We start from the raw sequence: 16,977 nt of genomic DNA, 5'->3' as shown, positions 1-16,977 counted from the left end.
GTGATCTCGCCGCCCCACCTGGCAGCCGCCGTGCGGGTATCGGTGCGCGGCCGGCTCGGTCGCTCGGGGCGGTCATGGATCCACGATAGATCGTTCACCTCAGGATGTCGAACATATGTTCGTATGCGTGACGTCCGTGCGGAGCGGCGCCGTATGGGGACGCCCCGGGGCCGCCGGAGGTCAGATGCGGCGCCAGCCGGTGGCGGGGCTTGAGGTGCCGATCGTGGGCACGATCCGGGTGCGCGAACCGCGCGGCGCGACGACCATGACCCNCACCGTCCGGGTGTTCGCGTCGATCCGGTAGAGGATCCGCCAGGTCCGGCCGCTGGCCTCGTGCATGCCGACCTGCTCGCCCGGAATCGGGGTGCCGGCCTTGCGCGGATCGTCGCGCAGCTTGCCGTCGAGGAACCGGCGGACCTCGCCGCGGGTGAGCTCGGCGAGCTTGGCCAGGTCCCGCTCGGCCGAGGCGGAGAGGGTGACCTCGTGCTTGTCGCTCACCGCGGGCCACCCATTCCGCCGCCCGAATGTGGCCGGGGCCGTCCCGTGCGGGAGAGGACGACTTCCGTGTTGTTCACATGGTGATCCTATGCGGCCGCCCGTCCCGCGGCCCCCGCTTCGCGCTCGTCGGGCGGGAAGTGCGGGTTCGGCACGGATGCCCGCGGGCCATCCCTCGTCCCCACGCGACCGGATGACACGGACCGTCGCCGCTGTTGACACCTGGCATGCGCTACGGAGACGACGACACGATCCGTCATCTGCTCGCCGACACCGAGGTGTGGGCGGTCGTCGGGCTGTCCAACGACACCCGCCGCACCGCGTTCGGCATCGCGGAGTACCTGCGTCGCAACGGTAAGCGGGTGGTGCCGGTCCACCCGTCGGCGCCGGTGGTCGCGGGGGAGCAGGGGTACGCGACGCTGAGCGAGATCCCGTTCGCCGTCGACGTCGTCGACCTGTTCGTCCGCTCGGAGCTTGCCGGGCCGGTGGTCGACGAGGCGGTGAAGATCGGCGCGAGGGGCGTCTGGCTCCAGCTCGGCGTCCGCGACGACGCGGCCGCGGTCCGTGCCGGTGAGGCCGGCCTGGACGTCGTGATGGACACCTGCCCGGCGATGGAGGCCCCCCGCCTCGGCCTCGGCTGGACCCGCTGACCGGACCCGCTGACCGGTCAGCGCCGGTGGCGACGCCGCACCGTGGTGCCCGCCGCCGCCGCGTCGCCGGTGTCGGCGGGACGGGTTGCCGGTCCGGCCGGGTCGAGGTGGTCCTGGCCGGCACGGCGTGTCGCCGACTTCTCAGTCAGCGACGGCCCGATCGGTGACGGCCCGATCGGCGACGGTCCTCCTGTCGACGCTGGCCCCGGCAGTGTGGGTTCGGGCACCGCGGGGGCCCACAGCGAGGTGCGGGTGATCTCGTCGGGGGCCCGGCGGGAGCGGCGGACCAGGGCGAGCCGGCGGGTCGCCAGCGCCGCGGCGGGCGGGATCAGGACGAGCACGGGCAGCAGGTAGCGATAGTCGAAGCAGACCGTGGCCGCCGGCACCACGAGGATCATGACGCCGGCGGCCGCGAGCAGGGCCGTGTCGGCGCGTAGCCGCCGGTGTTCGACCGTCTGGTCGTGCCAGCGTCGGCGGGCCCGGGCGCCGCGTACGCCCAGTCGCGGGGCGCGGCGCCGGGCCGGCACCGCGATCGCGACGACGGCGAGCAGCAGCATTCCGGCCAGCACCGGCCCGGGGGTGAAGCCGTACCGCTGGTACCCGCGCAGGAAGCCGGCGGCCGACTCGTGGACCTCGCGCTTCGGCGCGTCGCCGTGCAGGCCCAGCAGCGGCTCGCCGTTGTGCAGGAAGCGAGGCTCGTCCCCGGTGGGGAAGCGCCAGGTCGCGTCGGGCCAGTCCCGGTGCCCGATCGGTCGGCCGGGGCGGAAGTAGTGGGCGAGCTCCCCGCCGACCATCCGGACGTAGTCGCCGAACTGGTAGCGGATGACCTGGTGGGTGAAGTCGCGCAGCAGCGCGTCCCGCTCGTCGGCGGGCACGTGCAGCCGCCGGGACGGGCTGTTGACGCTCCACACGTAGTAGCTGGGGTCTGGCCGCTCGGCGACGGGGTGGGGGGAGCACAGCACGAGCTGCGGCCGGCTCAGGTGCAGTCGGTCGCAGTCGGCGATCGGTGCCACCCGGCCGTACATCCACACCGCGTCGCCGCCGGTGAGCGCGTACTTCCCGTGGCTTGCATGGAACCAGGTCGCGTAGCCGGCGAGCGGCACGGCCAGGGCGACGACGAAGGTCGCGAAGCGAAGCCAGCCGACCCGGCGCAGCACCAGGTAACCGACGACCAGCACGGCGAGGGCCACGCCGATCGTGCGAACCAGGCCCGCGCCAGCGAGCAGCAGCCCGGCCAGCCCGCACGCCCACACCGACGGGCGGGGCGACCAGGTCAGGGCGACGATCGCGGCGACCAGCAGCACCGCGAACAGCGTCTCGGCCATCACGTAGTGCTCGATGACCAGCTCGTAGGCGTCGAGCAGGATCGGCGCCGCGGCGAGCGCCGCGATCGGCGCCGCGACCCGGCGGTGCACCANCAGGACGTAGAGGGTCACGCCCAGAGCCAGCCCCGCCGCGTGCTGGACGACGGTGACCCACCAGAGGCTGTCGGTGAACGACAGCAGCCGCAGGAACGCCGGGTAGCCCGCCGGCCGCATCGGGTCGGGGGCCTTCAGCGTCGACAGGCGTAGATAGGCGTAGGAGTCGCCGTAGAACTCGAACGCCGGCCGGTAGGCGTAGGCGGTGACCGCTCGCAGTGCCACGCCCGCGGCGAGCAGGATCGCGAACGGCAGATGGCGCAGCGGCCGGCGGTCGCGGCGCGGCGGCGGCCCGTCCCCACCGCCCGTGTCGGCGCCCAGGACGACCGGGGCGTCGGGTGAAGCCGGGGCCCTCGCGGCGCGCTTCGCGTCGCCGACATCATGCGGAGCGTCACCGCCGTCGCCGCGATACTCGGGTTCGTCCCCGCGCTCTGGTTCGCCGGAACGGTCCGGCTCGTCGGGGTAGACGGGGTAGGCCGGCCCCGCGGTGGCCGCCGAGGGCGTCGCCGCCGTCGTCCTGACCGGGGGCTGGGGCGGGGAGCCGCTGCCCTGATCAGGATGCGCGTGAACACGGGGCGGCGGGAACACGTGCCTGCCCAGGACGACCATCGTCGATGTCCGCCGTTCTCAGAACCCGACGGCCTCGGCCGGGTGCTCCTGCGTCTCGTAGTGCATGCCGACCAGCGGCGCTCCGCCGGGCGGATCGCCGGGCGCCCGCATCGCCGGGCGGGCGGCGGCGCGCTGATGGCCGCCGCTGGGCCCCGCGGTCAGCAGGCGCAGGAAGAACGAGCCGAACGCGGTCTGGGCGCCGAGCACCATCAGGGTCATCGCGAGCAGCGCCGGGCGCATCTCGTTCAGAGGACCGAGGTCGTTCGCGAGCCAGCGTACGAGCACCACGACGTCGACGACGAACCCGACCGTGAACAGGCCGGCCCCGAACGCCAGGCCGCGTTCGAGGGTGAACACCCGGTGGATCAGCGGCAGCGNCCAGCGGCGGCGCTCCTGCCAGCCGACCGCGTGGTTGTGGACGTCCGCGCAGACGCCGAGCAGCACGAGCTGCCAGCCGAGCAGTGCCAGCAGCGCGAACAGGATCGAGAAGTGCAGATCCAGCCGGTGGAAGCCGAGGTCCAGGGAGCCGGGGAGCAGGACCGCCTGGCCGACGAGCCCGAGCGCCAGCAGCACCAGACCCGGCAGGACGAACAGGTATCGCGGCGCGAGCAGCAGCATGAACCGCAGGTGGCGCCAGCCGTCGCGCAGCGAGTGCAGCTTGGAGTCACCCACCCGCGGGTGGTAGGTGATCGGCACCTCCTCGATGCGCAGCCCGGCCCGCCCGGCGGCGATGACCAGCTCGCTGGCCAGTTCCATTCCCTCGCAGCGCAGCCGCATCCGCAGGTACGCCTCGCGGCTGAACGCGCGCATCCCCGAGTGGGCGTCGGACGAGCGCACGTCGAACAGGCGGTTGAGGATGCCGGTGAGCACCGGGTTGCCGACGTAGCGGTGCAGCCAGGGCATGGCGCCGGGCAGGATCTTCCCGGCGAAGCGGGAGCCGAGAACGTAGTCCGCCCGACCGGCGCGCAGCGGGGCGAGCAGCGCGGAGAGGTCGGAGAAGTCGTAGGAGTCGTCGGCGTCGCCCATCACGATCAGCCGCCCCCTGGCGGCGGCGAAGCCGGCCAGGTAGGCGTTGCCGTAGCCGCGTCGCGTCTCGTGCACGACCCGGGCGCCCGCCTCCTGGGCGAGCTCGGCCGACCGGTCCGTCGAGCCGTTGTCGACGACGACGACCTCGCCGACGGCGCCCGCGGCGGCGAGCCCGGCGAGGGCCTTGCGTACGCACACGCCGACCGAGTCCTCCTCGTTGAGGCACGGCATCACGACCGAGACCTCGAACGCCTGACCGCGCGAACGGGTCGCCCCGCCGGCGGCGGGAGTCTCCCCGACGGTGTCGGCGCCGGTGCCCGTGGCACCCTCCATCGTCCGTACCCCCTCCATGGCCGGGCGTGCCCGCGACCGCCCACCGGTGGCCGTCCGTGACGGGAGTCCCTGACCGGTCGCCGGTGGGCCGGCGCCAGTCGTTCAGGCGGACGCATCAGCAGACCGACGCGAGTCATTCTCGCGGCCGGTGCCACGGATCGCTCGCCCGCAGCCCCGTAACCTACCGATCTGCTCGCATGGTCCGATTACCGGTGTCCATCTGCGGACACCTCGTGGCCTGCCCGAGCGGCTAGCACCTGGGCGCCATGCGGCTGCTGTCCTGGTCAGGACCCGATCAGTGCGCATCTCGCGATCGGCCCGCACTGTGGCGCGGCAGACACGCCGGGCCCTCCGCACGCGCCTCGGTGTGACGCTTCTTACGGGGAGGCGTAACGTCTGGTGCCCGTGCAAGCTGTTCGCGTTTCAGACGAGGTGCCGGCGCTTCCTGCGTCGACCGAGGACCCAGACGCTTCCTCCGCTTCCGCAGCCTCCCGGGCGCTTCCCCNACCCCGGCGTGGCTGCCCCCATTCCCCACCCTGCCCCACCGCCGAAGGCGCCGACCGGGACGCCGCGCGGGTGACCAACCAGCACTGGGACCAGGGCTGGAGTCTGCTGTGCAACGGGGTGATCCTGTTCGACGACACCGGGGAGATCCTGCCGACCGGTCGCACGGTCGAGCCGCGGCGTGCCCTGCCGCGGGCGGCCTGCGCCCCGCGGCCCCCGGCGCCCCGGCGGGCGAGCCAGGCTCCCGTCCGGGTCTGACCGGCCGGGCGCCGTCGGCGCCGTCGTGTCCCGCGGCTGTGTCGTGTCCCGTGGCTGTGCCGTGTCCCGCGGCTGTGAGGTTTCGTCCAGATTGATCCGACGGCCTCGCGGGCGGGTACGGTGCCGGGCGTGACGGCGAGATCGGCGGGCGGGTCTGTGCGGGGGATTGTCGGAGCGGCGCGGGGGACCGGCCTGGCCGACCGGTGGCGGGCGGAGGTGTCCCGCGGGTCCCGGGTCGGCCTGCCGCCGGCCACGAGTCCGGTCGGGCGCCGGGCTCGCCTGCTCATGCGCCGCGACATCGCCCTCGGCCGTAGTTTCGTGCAGGCGTTCACCCGGGCGGACCGCTCGCTGTTCACCGCGCTCGCCGGTGGGCGCCCGCTGCTCGACCCGGTCCTGCCGCGGCTGTCGCACGCCGCCGACCACGGCCTGCTGTGGTGGGGCGTGGCGGGGGCGCTGGGGGCCACCAAGGGGCGCCGCCGCCCGGCGGCCGCCCGCGGCCTGATCGGGCTCGGCGTCGCCAGCGTCCTGGCCAACGGGCCGGCCAAGCTGGTCTTCCGCCGCGACCGCCCGCCGACGCACGGCATCCCGCCGCTGCGCCGGCTCTCCCGCGACCTGACGACCTTCTCGTTCCCCTCCGGGCACGCCGCGTCCGCCGCCGCCTTCGCGACCGGGGTCGCCCTCGACGCGCCCGGGGCGGCGGTGCCGGTGGCCGCCCTGGCCGCCGCCGTGGCGTTCTCCCGGGTGTACGTCGGGGTGCACTACCCCGGGGACGTGGCCGCGGGGATCCTGCTGGGCGTCGGCGCGGGCCTGCTCACGACGAAGGTGATGCCGCGGCGGCCCTGGGTGCCGGCGCGGGCGAGCCCGGCGTCGGCCTGGGCGCCGGCACTGCCCGAGGGGGACGGCCTCACCGTCGTCGTCAACGGGCGCTCCGGCCAGGGCAACCACGCCGATCTGCTCGCCGTGCTGCGCGCCGACCTGCCGCTGGCGGAGGTCATCGAGGTCGGGCCGGCTGACGACATGGCCGCCGCCCTGGCCGGCGCCGCATCGAAGTCGAGGGTGCTGGGCATCGCCGGCGGCGACGGAAGCATCAACGCGGCCGCGCAGGTGGCGCTGGCCCGCGGCATGCCGCTGGCGGTCTTCCCGGCGGGCACGCTCAACCACTTCGCCGCCGACCTGGGCCTGGTCGGTGCCGGCGACTCGGTGCAGGCGATCCGCGAGGGTGCGGCGGTCGCCGTCGACCTCGGTCGGGCCGACGGCATCTCCGCGGTGTTCGACCGGTTCTCCCGGATCTTCGTGAACACCGCGAGCCTCGGGGGCTATCCCGACATGGTGGCCGTGCGCGAACGGTTCGAGCGGCGCATCGGCAAGTGGCCCGCGATGATCATCGCCCTGTGCTGGGTGCTGCGCCACGAGCCGCCGTTCGAGGTGGAGATCGACTCCGAGCGCCGCCGGGTCTGGCTGATCTTCGTGGGCAACGGGGTGTACCGCCCCGACGGCTTCGCGCCGACCTACCGCAACCGGCTCGACGAGAGCCTGCTCGACCTGCGGATCGTCGACGCGTCGGCGCCGCTGGCCCGGCTGCGGCTGGTGGGGGCGGTCCTCACCGGCCGGCTCGGCCGCAGCCGGGTGTACGAGCAGCGCACGGTCGAACGGGTGCTGATCTCCTCCCACCAGCCCGGGCCGCTGCCCTTCGCCTGTGACGGCGAGGTCACCGAGGGGGTGGAGCGGATTGTGATCACCCCGAGCGGTGCCCGGCTGGTCGTCTACCGCCCGCGCCGCCCCGGCGACGGCTGAGTCGCGACGCCCGACGCCCGACGGCCGGCGCCCGACGGCCGGCGCCCGACGGCTGACGGCTGACGGGCGGAAGCTCGGGGCGGCCGCTGCCCGAGCCTGCCCGAGCGCTCAGCCGCCGCGGTGCTGGAGCGGGATGAGCGTGTGCAGCGGGCGGGTGAGCTGCGTGAACTGGGAGGAGTCGAGGAGGTCCTCGACGAGCAGCGCGCAGGCCAGGTCGGCGCACAGCTCCATGACCCGGTGATCCTCGCTGGAGTCGGTGGCGGCGCGCTTGCCGCGGCAGTCCGGGCACAGCCGCCAGAACCCCTCGGCGGCGCTGCGGCGCACCAGCGTCCACACCCGGCGGCGGCCGGTCACCACGGCGCTCGCGAACGCGGCGTCCATGGCCTGCTGGTGGGCGGAGTCGTCCCGGGTCAGGGCGCTGACCAGCAGCCCGTCGAAGACCTCCAGGCTGTCTGGGTCGTGGCGCGGCCGGCGAGGACCGGCAGCGCGGCGAGGACCCGCTTGACGTCCGCGGCGGCCGGGCCCAGGTCGGGCTCGTGTGAGCGCGCCCGTGGGTAGACCGCGCGCCAGGGCCGCATGAGCGCGGCGTACTCGGCGCGGCCGAGGATGGGCCGCGCGTAGGAGGCGGCGACGGCGTCGCGCATCGCGCGCAGCGCGGTCGCCGCGACCGACGGCTCGACGGTGACGTAGTCGGCGCCGGCGAGGTCGTCGGCGTAGATGGCGCTCAGCGCGTCGAACGCGGCCAGCACCTCGACGATCAGCGGCGAGTCGGGGGCCAGCGCCTTGTCCCGAGCGGCGGCCAGGTAACCGGAGTTGCGCCAGGCGGCGGCGAGCGAGCCGAGCTCGGCGTCGGTGGTGTGCACGAGCTGGGCAAGGATGCCGAGGATGCCCCGCAGGTTGGGGTGCTCCTCCAGCCGTTCGATGCGGCGGGCTCGAAGGATCATGCCATCCGCCCGCCGCTGGTGGGGGCCCCGGCGCACACGGATCGCCGCGGGGTCACCGCGAGCCTGCCCGGCCACGGCGCGGATGGTGCCACCGCGAGTATGGGGGTCGTCGTGACACCGTTCACCTCGTCCTCCTCGACCGTCGCGGCCTGCGCCGGGCAGCCGTCGTCCGAATCCGTGCGGGTGAACCGGCCGGACATCCCGTCACCGGCCGGATCATGGGCGGCGCGGCGGATGCGGCGACCGTACCTGATCACTTCATGGTCCCGCGTACCAGGCAGGCCACATCTCGTCGCTCTCCGAGACCGTAGCTGCGCGGGGCGGCGTGCGCGGGGAGTGCCGCCTGCGTGGGGTCCGCGGCGTGGTACGCCGCGTCGCCGATCTCCCGATGTCACCTCCGTGAGACTAGTGTTCGCGGCCCCGATGTGGAACTCGTTGTGCCTTTAGGCGGGGCATGACGGTGGTGGCACGGCGGTGCCATTTCGGGCGCAGGACGGATCGGCATGGCTGCCGGAGGCGGTGTGGCACGTCGGTGTCGGCCATCCTGGTCACGCAGGGCGACGACGGCGCCGGTGTGCACCGGCGCGCCGCCGCAGAACCCCGCCGGGGTGAGGCTCGTGACACCACGGCCGGGCCGGCGGCGGCCGGCCGACGGACTCGGCCGGGGCCCGCTTGGGCGGCGATTTCCCTGGGAGTGCCGGCACCGGCGGGTGATGGTGGCGGCGCCGGCCGGGGGGGTGCCTCCGTGCGGGGGTGGGACCGGGGGTGTCGCGACGCGTCGCGGCCCACCGATGGTGGCGCCCCCGCCGGGGTGGACCGGGGGTGCCGGGACGGCCGGCGCCGCCACCGCCGCATCCCCCCGACGGGTGGGACCGGGCGGCGCTCCGGCTGTGGACGGCGAGCGGGCCCGGGGTGGACAACCTGGTCAGGTCGTCCACCCCGGGCCCGTCATGGGTCAGTCGGCCTCGCCGGTCGGCCTGCCTCGCTGGTCAGCCGGCGTCGGTGCCGCCGACGGCGTCGTCGTCGTCGCGCAGGCCGAAGCGGCGGATCGCGTCCTCGACCAGGCTGGCCTTGACCTCGCCGGCCCGGACCAGGGACTCCAGGGCGGCGACGACGACCGACTCGGCGTCGACCTTGAAGTGCCGGCGCAGCGCCAGGCGGGTGTCGGAGCGCCCGTAGCCGTCGGTGCCGAGCGAGGTGAACGCCTGCGGCACCCAGCGGGAGATCTGGTCGGGCACCGCACGCATCCAGTCGGAGACCGCCACGACGGGGCCGGGGGCGCCGTCGAGGATGCGGGTCACGTACGGCACGGCGTCGTCGGCCTCGGGGTTGAGCAGGTTCGCCCGCTCGCAGTCGAGGGCCTCCCGCCGCAGCTCGTTCCACGAGGTCACCGACCACACGTCGGCGGCGACGCCGAAGTCGGCGGCGAGGATCTCCTGCGCGGCGAGCGCCCAGTGGATGGACGTGCCGCTGGCCAGCAACTGCGCCCGCGGTCCCGAGTCGCCCTCGGCGCCGCCGTTCGGCAGGCCGCCGACGAGCTCCTCGGCCGGCCGGAACCGGTACATGCCGGCGATGATCTGCGCCGGGTCGAGGCCGGCCGGCTCGGCCGGCTGGGGTACGGGCTCGTTGTAGACGGTGAGGTAGTAGAAGACGTTCTCGTCGCGCTCGCCGTACATCCGGTCCAGGGCGTCGCGGACGATGTGCGAGACCTCGAACGCAAACGCCGGGTCGTAGGCGACGCAGGCCGGGTTGGTCGAGGCGAGCAGCAGCGAGTGGCCGTCCTGGTGCTGCAGGCCCTCGCCGTTGAGCGTGGTCCGCCCGGCGGTGGCGCCGAGCAGGAAGCCACGGCCGAGCTGGTCGCCGAGCGCCCACATCTGGTCACCGGTGCGCTGGAACCCGAACATCGAGTAGAAGACGTAGACCGGGATCATGTACTGCGCGTGGGTGGAGTACGACGTGGCGGCGGCGATCACCGAGCCCATCGAGCCGGCCTCGCTGATGCCCTCGTGCAGCATCTGGCCGGACTCGGACTCCTGGTAGGACAGCAGCAGCTCGCGGTCGACGGCCTCGTAGCGCTGCCCGTGNGGCGAGTAGATCTTCGCCGTCGGGAACATCGCGTCCATGCCGAAGGTGCGTGCCTCGTCGGGGATGACCGGCACGAACCGCGCGCCCATCTCCTTGGTCTTCATGAGGTCCTTCAGCAGCCGGACGAACGCCATCGTCGTGGCGACGGGCTGCTTGCCCGAGCCCTTGCGCAGCTCGTCGAAGATCTTCGCGGGCGGCTGGGTGAGCGGCTTGGCCCGCACGACGCGGCGCGGCATCGAGCCGCCGAGGGAGGCCCGGCGCTCCCGCATGTACTGGATCTCCTCGGAGTCCGGCCCCGGGTGGTAGTAGGGGGGCAGGTCCCCGGCCAGCGCCGAGTCCGGGATCTCCAGGTAGAGCCGGTCGCGGAACTCCTTGAGCTCCGCCTTGGTCAGCTTCTTCATCTGGTGGGTGGCGTTGCGGGCCTCGAAGTCCTTGCCCAGCGTCCAGCCCTTGATGGTGTGGGCGAGGATGACCGTGGGCTGACCGGTGTGCTCGGTGGCCGCCTTGTACGCCGCGTAGAGCTTGCGGTAGTCGTGGCCGCCGCGGGAGAGCTTGCGCAGGTCGTCGTCGGCGAGGTCGGCGACCATGCGGCGCAGGCGGGCGTCCGCGCCGAAGAAGTGCTCGCGGATGTACTCGCCCGACGACGTCGTGTAGGTCTGGAACTGCCCGTCCGGGGTGGTGTTCATCCGGTGGACGAGGACGCCGTCGGTGTCCTTGGCCAGCAGCGGGTCCCAGTCGCGACCCCAGACGACCTTGATCACGTTCCANCCGGCGCCGCGGAACAGCGACTCCAGCTCCTGCATGATCTTGCCGTTGCCGCGGACCGGGCCGTCGAGGCGCTGCAGGTTGCAGTTCACCACGAAGATCAGGTTGTCGAGCTCCTCGCGGGCGGCGACGCCGAGCGCCCCGATCGACTCCGGCTCGTCCATCTCGCCGTCGCCGAGGAACGCCCACACCCGGCTGTTCGAGGTGTCCTTGATCTGGCGGTTGAGCAGGTAACGGTTGAACCGCGCCTGGTAGATGGCGTCGATCGGGCCGAGGCCCATCGACACGGTGGGGAATTCCCAGAAGTCGGGCATGAGCCGCGGGTGCGGGTAGGACGACAGCCCGCCCGACTCGCTCTCCCGGCGGAAGGCGTCGAGCTGCTTCTCCGTCAGCCGGCCCTCCAGGAACGCACGGGCGTAGATGCCCGGCGAGGCGTGCCCCTGGATGAAGATCTGGTCGCCCGAGTCGCTTCCCGGCGAGGAGCTCAGGTGGTCCTTGCCGCGAAAGAAGTGGTTGAATCCGACCTCGTACAGGCTCGCGCTCGACGCGTACGTGGCGATGTGGCCGCCGACGTTGAACTCGGGCCGGTTCGCTCGGCTGACCATGATGGCCGCGTTCCACCGGATATACGCCCGGATGCGGCGCTCGACATGTTCGTCGCCGGGGAACCAGGGCTCGCGCTCCGGCGGAATCGTGTTGATGTAGTCCGTGCTGGTCAGACCGGGAACCCCGACCGCCTTCTCGCGGGCTCGTTCGAGGAGCTTCAGCATGAGGAAGCGGGCCCGGCCGCGGCCGGACTCCTCGATGACCGCGTCGAGTGACTCCAGCCACTCGTTGGTCTCCGAGGGGTCGATGTCCGGCAGCTGACTCGGCAGCCCGTCGGTGATGACCGAGAACTTCCGGGTTGTGTCCTGCGCCACGCCTTNTCCTGCTCCTCAAGCTTCCGGGGCCGCCGGTGCCNCTCGAGAAGATCCTCCTCGTGCGTCCGTCGGCCCATGTGTCACTTCACGTGCTCGCGGATGCGGGAACCCGCATGATCGATGCATCGCCGCGTCCTGGCCGCTCGTCAACTTCTCCTGTCGGCATGNCGCTGCGGGTGGTCGGCCGACTCCCATCGGCCGAGGGCGGGACCCGGCGAGCGAACACGCCTTGGTCCCATCGTGCTCCGTCTGCGCGACCTCGTCACGCACGCCTTGGTTACTTTCGAGTAGAGAATCGGGCGATACGCGCGGCGTTGTCGACATGTCGTCCGCGGCGCAGCCGGTGAAGGGCCCCCGCCTGGTAGACAATCACCCTGATGGACACCCGGATGAAGACCACGACGCTGTCCGTGCACACCGGCCGCCAGGAGCGTGTGGTCGACCTCACCCCCGACGCGGTGGAGTTCGTCACTGATTCCGGTGATGGCCTGCTGTCGGTGTTCGTGCCGCACGCCACGGCCGGGCTGGCCATCCTCGAGCTGGGCTCCGGCAGCGATCCCGACCTGCTCGCGGCCCTCGCCGAGCTGCTGCCCGCCGACGGCCGGTGGCGCCACGCGCACGGCTCGCCCGGCCACGGCCGTTCCCACGTCATGCCGGCGTTCATCCCGCCGACGCTCACCGTCCCGGTGCTCGACGGTCGGCTCGCGCTCGGCACCTGGCAGTCGATTGCGCTGGTCGATCTCAACGTGGACAACCCCGACCGAACGGTCCGGCTGTCCCTCCTGACGGGATGATCGAGCGTCCGGCGACGGAATGATCGTGCCTCGTTGCGGGTACCGGCGGGTAGTCGCCGCACGTCGGCCACGCCGTCATCGGTCCACAACCGACGGCGTGGCACTTGCGCAGCCACCGGGAGGTCCGGTGGACTAGGTCGAGACGCACCGGGTGATGGACCCCATCGCGCCGGTGCGTTCATGCACGGGACGTCTCCGCGACCCTCGCGGAGCGTCACACACGAACAGGAGGTAGCGCAGGGTGAGTCCGACCGCGGCGAACGCCGAGGGTCAGCGCCGGGCGGAGCGACTGGGAGTCTCCGCCGGGACCCAGGTGCAGTCGCTCAACGAGGACGATGACATCGCCCAGGATCTGCTGGACGCGGTGACCAGCGCCAGCGGGACGGAGCTGGTCCCCGAGGACTCCGACGACGTCGTCGACATCGTCCTGCTGTGGTGGCGGGAGGACGACGGGGATCTGGCCAACGCGCTCATCGACGCGCGCCGCCAACTGTCCGACGAGGGGGTGATCTGGTTGCTCACCCCCAAGGCCGGACGGGACGGTCATGTCGCGCCGAGCGACGTGCTGGACGCGGTGCCCACCGCGGGTCTGGTGCAGACCAGCACGCTGAGCGTCGCGCAGGAGTGGTCGGGTCAGCGGCTGGCCGCACCGAAGTCGCAGCGCGTGCGGCACCGCTGAGGCCGGCGCGAGGGCGTCCGGCGGCCCGTGTGGGCCCGGGCGCTGTCGAGTCATGCCCGCGTCCGGGTCGGGTCGGGACCTGCGCCGGCCCGCGCGCGGCCTCCACCGATACGTGCGGGGACCCGAAGGGCCCGCGTGGCCGGCTGGCTCTCCCGCGCCCGGGCTCAGCGGTACAGCGGCACCTGCTGGCCCTCGACGGCCCCCGGGTAGCGGTCCCAGAGGCGGTTGAGTTCGAGCTGGAGGAACAGCGGCCCGAAGCCGATCAGGAACAGTACGAACGCGAGCACCGGATTCGTCTCCGGCACCCCGGCGGCGTGCTGGGCCGCGCGCGTGCGGGTACCCAGCCGCCAGGCGGCGACGAACGGCGGCACGAGGACCAGCCAACCGACGAGGAACGCCAGCAGGGACAGGGCCGGGTTGACCTGGATACGCCGGTCGTACTCACCCAGCTCCCGGTTCGTCTTGTAAACCCACACGAAGTAGTAGACCCCAAGGGTGATCAGGGGCAGGCCCAGCCAGACGGCGAAGGGGTTGCGGTGCTTGCCGAGTACCCCCGCCCCACCGAAGGAGTCCGGCGCGCCGTGCGGCCCATCCGGGCCGGGCGAGCCGTAGTCGGGGGTCGCGGGGTAGCCTTGTTCGGGCTCGGGGCCGGGCAGTGACTCGCGGAAGGCGTAGATCGGAAAGCCGCCGGTCGAGGTGCCCGGACCGTCGATCGGGTGGGGTTCCTGCGCGGGGTAGCCGTGCGGTTCGGGGTAACCGTGCGGGGTCGCACTCTGATTGGTCAAGGTGGTCCTGCCCTCATCGGTGTCCATACCTGTGGCGCACGCGGAGCACGCACCGTGTTACGCGCATGTCCGGCCGATGGCTCCCGTGTCGATCGGCCAGACTAGGCCAGTCTGACGTAGGAAACCCGAACACTCGCCGCATCAGTGTCCCGGGAGCGCGAAAGATACCTTCTGTTGGGATCGAATGCGGGTGAACCTTCGTCTGGGTGACAGTCGAGTGGCGGCCCGAAGCAGGTGATCGATGTCTGTCGGTGCGGGTGGTCCTGCGCCCTGCGTGGATCGGCCGTCGACCGTCCTCGCAGGTCGTGGTCAACGCCTGGGCGCCCGGTGAGGCGGACGGACGGCTCCCGGGCGTCCGTGTGGGCCATCCGCGGCTGGTCGGCCGGTTTCATCGCGGTCGGAACTGGCATGCTGGCTCTGGGACGGCGGACCGATCTGCGGGGGCGCCCGAACCGGTGGGTGCCGTCGCCGGTCCGCTCCCGTTCCCACCTGCCGTTGCGATCATTCGATCTGTGGTGATCCTCCGGATCGGCCCGTGCATCGTCCTCGGTGCTCGGTCATCGNGATCAGCGTCATTTGTGATTAGCCCCATCGTCGTGGAGAGGAAGCGCCCGTGACCGTCGAGGTTGGCTCCGTCGCCCCGGACTTCTCGCTGAAGGACCAGAACAACGAGACCATCACCCTGTCGGAGTTCCGTGGCAAGCGGAACGTCGTCCTGCTTTTCTACCCGCTGACCTTCACCGGCGTCTGNCAGGGCGAGCTGTGCTCGGTCCGCGACGACCTCGGCTCGTTCCAGAACGACAACGTCCAGGTGCTGGCCGTCTCCGTCGACTCGCCGTTCGCCCACAAGGTCTGGGCCGAGCAGCAGGGCTACGAGTTCCCGCTGCTCGCCGACTTCTGGCCGCACGGCGAGGTCGCCAAGGCGTACGGCATCTTCAACGAGGATCGGGGCATCGCCGTGCGCGGCACCTTCGTGATCGACAAGGAGGGCGTCGTGCGCTGGAAGGTCGTCAACAACATCCCGGACGCGCGGGACCAGGCCGAGTACCTCAAGGCTCTCGCCGCCCTCTAGGATCTACCTACGGGAGCCGGCCTGGCGTACCTGGGTAGTCGTGGGGCCGGCTCCCGCTGTCGACGGCCCGTTGGAGCGTCGGTGCCCGACCGGCCGGTCACCATCCGCCGATCGAGGCGCTCGATCGTTCCACGGGGCGTCGCCGCATGCGTAGTCTTAGTCAGCTTCGTTTTTCTCGTCTCCCGGGCGCGTAGCTCAGCGGGAGAGCGCTCGCCTTACAAGCGAGTGGTNGCAGGTTCGATCCCTGCCGCGCCCACGCGCTGGCTCCGCGTGCTTGTCGATCTTTGATCGCCTGCGCCGCAGCCGCAATGTTAGCCGGGGGGACGACCCCCCGAACCCCCCGGCGGGGCGCCTGCGGCGGCTTCCGGGGNGTGGTTGGCGGGGCCCGGTCTGTTGCCACCCGTCTGGGCCGCCCCCGGGGCGGCTGCTGGGGCGCTCGGGAGGCGTGGATCGCCGGCGGCCGGCACGTCGGTGCACGTGGATCCCTCAGTCATCTCGCCGTGACTACATCGCCTTGACCGTGGTGAAGGTGTAGCCGCGGGCGCGCAGTTCCCGGATGATTCCGCCCAGCGCGTCCGCATCCAGGGTCGAGCGGTCCTGCGGGTTCGCGCCCACGTGCATGAGGACGATCTCGCCGCTGCTCGCGGCGGCCAGCACCCGGTCGGTGACGCTCTGCATGCTCTGCCCACCGGAGGTGCCCTTCCAGCCGAGCGTGTCGACCGTCCAGCGGATCGGCACGTAGCCGAGGGCGTTGACCGCGCCGATCGTGCGCGCGTCACGGTCGCCGTACGGGAAGCGGAACCAGGGGCGCGGGTCGACCCCGGTGACGCTCTGAATGGTCGCCTGGGCACCGAGCAGCTCGGCGCGCAGGTCCGCGTCGGTGAGCCGGGTGAAGTAGGGGTGCGTGGCCGAATGGCTGCCGATGACCTGGCCGCGGGCGGCGATGGCGCGCGCGGCGGCCGGGAAGGTCTGTGCGAACCGGCCGGTGAGGAAGAAGGTGGCCGGCACGCCCTCCCGGCTGAGCGTCGAGAGGATCGAGTCCACGCCGTCCGCGCTGGCGCCGGCGTCGAACGTCAGCGCGACCATTCGGCGGTCGGTCGGGATGCGCTCCCAGTCCCGACCGACCAGGCGCGTGGGCACGCCCGTGGTCGGTGCCGTCGGTGCCGTCGGGGGCACCGGGGTCGACGGCCTAGTCGACGTCGTCGGCCTCGCCGGGGTGGGCCGTATCGTCGCGGTCGCGGTCGCCGTCGCTCCGCCCGGCCCGGTCGTCGTCGCGGTGGGCGGGACTACGCCGGTGCCGGTGCCGGGACTGGCGGGCCGCGCCGTGCTCGTGGCGGTGGCGGACGTCGGGCCGGGCTGCGTCGCGATGCCGCTGGAGCCGCCGCAGGCGGTGAACGCGACGGTGGACGCCACCACCAAGGTGACGAGGGCCTGCTGTGAGCGTCGCATGGCGCCTCCCGATCCGACGCGGACGAGGTCTCACCCGACGTCGTGAGCAGGAGCCTTGCACCGCCCACGGGTGCCGGCAACGGCCCAAGGTCGCAGCCGGGGCAGGTCGGACGGCCCGCCGCGGGAGCTCCGGCGGGGTCCGGATTTGGCTGGCAACCTTCTGGAGATCGCCGTCCTGCTCCTTGACGATGGCACTGAACTGATCATCCGCGCGATGCGGATGNGGATGCGTCTGCGGCTGGACCTGGAGCTGCGTGCGGTCCTGGCTACCGGGTTGCGGGCCAGTGCTCCGGCCTTCAGGTCGGGGGTGAAGGCCCGCGCGGGAAGGCCGTCTCGCGGCCTGAGCGTGCTCTAAACCGGACGGGTCTGTTCCTCGATGTACCGGCGGAGCACGTCC

At 72.7% G+C, this 16,977-nt stretch carries 12 protein-coding genes, 1 tRNA gene and 8 pseudogenes; 9 read left to right on the top strand and 12 right to left on the bottom strand.

All coding sequences use genetic code 11. From position 1 onward, the window contains the following. Nucleotides 1–180: 180 nt before the first annotated feature. A pseudogene (locus tag FF86_RS67285) lies at nt 181–272 on the bottom strand (type II toxin-antitoxin system RelE/ParE family toxin); the annotation flags it as partial. Nucleotide 273: 1 nt separating this feature from the next. After that, a partial coding sequence (locus tag FF86_RS20780) for a type II toxin-antitoxin system RelE/ParE family toxin (RefSeq protein WP_242419194.1) occupies nt 274–498 on the bottom strand: 225 nt, incomplete at its 3' end. Nucleotides 499–722: 224 nt separating this feature from the next. Between FF86_RS20780 and FF86_RS20775 the strand changes: the two genes are divergently transcribed. Then, the gene (locus FF86_RS20775) at nt 723–1,145 is read left to right on the top strand and encodes a CoA-binding protein (RefSeq protein ID WP_044888347.1); all 423 of its coding nucleotides are present in this window, start codon (nt 723–725) and stop codon (nt 1,143–1,145) included. Between the two features lie 1,418 nt (nt 1,146–2,563). Here the strand turns inward: FF86_RS20775 and FF86_RS53835 are convergent. From FF86_RS53835 to FF86_RS20765, 3 genes and pseudogenes are all read right to left on the bottom strand, one after another. Further along, nucleotides 2,564–3,172: pseudogene (locus FF86_RS53835) on the bottom strand (hypothetical protein); the annotation flags it as partial. 18 nt (nt 3,173–3,190) lie between these two features. Then, a pseudogene (locus tag FF86_RS53830) lies at nt 3,191–3,549 on the bottom strand (glycosyltransferase family 2 protein); the annotation flags it as partial. Nucleotide 3,550: 1 nt separating this feature from the next. After that, the coding region (locus FF86_RS20765; RefSeq protein ID WP_242419193.1) for a glycosyltransferase family 2 protein at nt 3,551–4,531 on the bottom strand (981 nt) is incomplete at its 3' end. 506 nt (nt 4,532–5,037) lie between these two features. Between FF86_RS20765 and FF86_RS53825 the strand changes: the two genes are divergently transcribed. Together FF86_RS53825 and FF86_RS20755 are read left to right on the top strand one after the other, a co-directional pair. After that, nucleotides 5,038–5,293 (top strand): DUF5999 family protein (locus FF86_RS53825; RefSeq protein ID WP_255355866.1); only part of this gene is annotated, 256 nt, incomplete at its 5' end. Between the two features lie 285 nt (nt 5,294–5,578). Next, nucleotides 5,579–7,087, top strand: a complete 1,509-nt coding sequence (locus FF86_RS20755; RefSeq protein ID WP_044888354.1) for a bifunctional phosphatase PAP2/diacylglycerol kinase family protein — start codon at nt 5,579–5,581, stop codon at nt 7,085–7,087. Nucleotides 7,088–7,195: 108 nt separating this feature from the next. Here the strand turns inward: FF86_RS20755 and FF86_RS20750 are convergent. From FF86_RS20750 to FF86_RS53810, 5 genes and pseudogenes are all read right to left on the bottom strand, one after another. After that, nucleotides 7,196–8,031 (bottom strand): annotated as a pseudogene (locus FF86_RS20750) (hypothetical protein). Next, nucleotides 8,028–8,288, bottom strand: coding sequence for a hypothetical protein (locus FF86_RS20745; RefSeq protein WP_055409011.1), 261 nt, complete (start codon nt 8,286–8,288; stop codon nt 8,028–8,030). Before FF86_RS20745 ends, FF86_RS20750 begins: the two are co-directional and overlap by 4 nt. 732 nt (nt 8,289–9,020) lie before the next feature. Beyond that, a pseudogene (locus FF86_RS53820) lies at nt 9,021–10,115 on the bottom strand (transketolase-like TK C-terminal-containing protein); the annotation flags it as partial. A 1-nt stretch (nt 10,116) separates the two neighbouring features. After that, nucleotides 10,117–10,883: pseudogene (locus FF86_RS53815) on the bottom strand (pyruvate dehydrogenase (acetyl-transferring), homodimeric type); the annotation flags it as partial. Between the two features lies 1 nt (nt 10,884). Further along, nucleotides 10,885–11,801, bottom strand: a pseudogene (locus FF86_RS53810) (pyruvate dehydrogenase (acetyl-transferring), homodimeric type); the annotation flags it as partial. A 389-nt stretch (nt 11,802–12,190) separates the two neighbouring features. On the opposite strand from FF86_RS53810, the gene FF86_RS20735 reads away from it, so the two are divergent. Continuing rightward, on the top strand, nt 12,191–12,595 hold the full coding sequence (locus FF86_RS20735) for a secondary thiamine-phosphate synthase enzyme YjbQ (protein WP_041939623.1): 405 nt from the start codon (nt 12,191–12,193) through the stop codon (nt 12,593–12,595). A gap of 241 nt (nt 12,596–12,836) precedes the next feature. After that, nucleotides 12,837–13,274, top strand: a complete 438-nt coding sequence (locus FF86_RS20730; RefSeq protein ID WP_009742958.1) for a DUF3052 domain-containing protein — start codon at nt 12,837–12,839, stop codon at nt 13,272–13,274. A 164-nt stretch (nt 13,275–13,438) separates the two neighbouring features. On the opposite strand, the gene FF86_RS20725 is transcribed toward FF86_RS20730, so the two are convergent. Further along, nucleotides 13,439–14,059, bottom strand: a complete 621-nt coding sequence (locus tag FF86_RS20725) for a DUF4234 domain-containing protein (protein WP_236706264.1) — start codon at nt 14,057–14,059, stop codon at nt 13,439–13,441. A gap of 613 nt (nt 14,060–14,672) precedes the next feature. On the opposite strand from FF86_RS20725, the pseudogene FF86_RS53805 reads away from it, so the two are divergent. The 3 genes and pseudogenes from FF86_RS53805 to FF86_RS20710 form a co-directional block, all read left to right on the top strand. Then, a pseudogene (locus FF86_RS53805) lies at nt 14,673–14,809 on the top strand (redoxin domain-containing protein); the annotation flags it as partial. A gap of 1 nt (nt 14,810) precedes the next feature. Further along, nucleotides 14,811–15,131: redoxin domain-containing protein (locus FF86_RS20715; protein WP_242419192.1), on the top strand; the 321-nt coding region annotated here is incomplete at its 5' end. 184 nt (nt 15,132–15,315) lie between these two features. Next, a tRNA-Val gene (locus FF86_RS20710) sits at nt 15,316–15,387 on the top strand. A 248-nt stretch (nt 15,388–15,635) separates the two neighbouring features. On the opposite strand, the gene FF86_RS20705 is transcribed toward FF86_RS20710, so the two are convergent. Then, nucleotides 15,636–16,271 carry a polysaccharide deacetylase family protein gene (locus tag FF86_RS20705; protein WP_242419211.1) on the bottom strand — a complete coding sequence of 212 codons (636 nt, stop codon included), beginning with the start codon at nt 16,269–16,271 and terminating at the stop codon, nt 15,636–15,638. On the opposite strand from FF86_RS20705, the gene FF86_RS53800 reads away from it, so the two are divergent. Then, a complete protein-coding gene (locus tag FF86_RS53800) occupies nt 16,264–16,626 on the top strand; it encodes a hypothetical protein (RefSeq protein ID WP_242419214.1) in 363 nt (120 codons plus the stop codon). The two genes, FF86_RS20705 and FF86_RS53800, sit on opposite strands and share 8 nt — an antisense overlap. Nucleotides 16,627–16,977 lie beyond the last annotated feature (351 nt).

This window comes from Frankia sp. CpI1-P (assembly GCF_001421075.1).
In the GTDB taxonomy this organism is placed as follows: domain Bacteria; phylum Actinomycetota; class Actinomycetes; order Frankiales; family Frankiaceae; genus Frankia; species Frankia torreyi.
This window is presented reverse-complemented; position numbering and strand designations above follow the sequence as displayed.

Coding starts and splice junctions, on each gene's coding strand:
- FF86_RS20775 (WP_044888347.1), top strand. CDS start 723: ATGCGCTACGGAGACGACGACACGATCCGTCATCTGCTCGCCGACACC.
- FF86_RS20755 (WP_044888354.1), top strand. CDS start 5,579: ATGCGCCGCGACATCGCCCTCGGCCGTAGTTTCGTGCAGGCGTTCACC.
- FF86_RS20735 (WP_041939623.1), top strand. CDS start 12,191: ATGAAGACCACGACGCTGTCCGTGCACACCGGCCGCCAGGAGCGTGTG.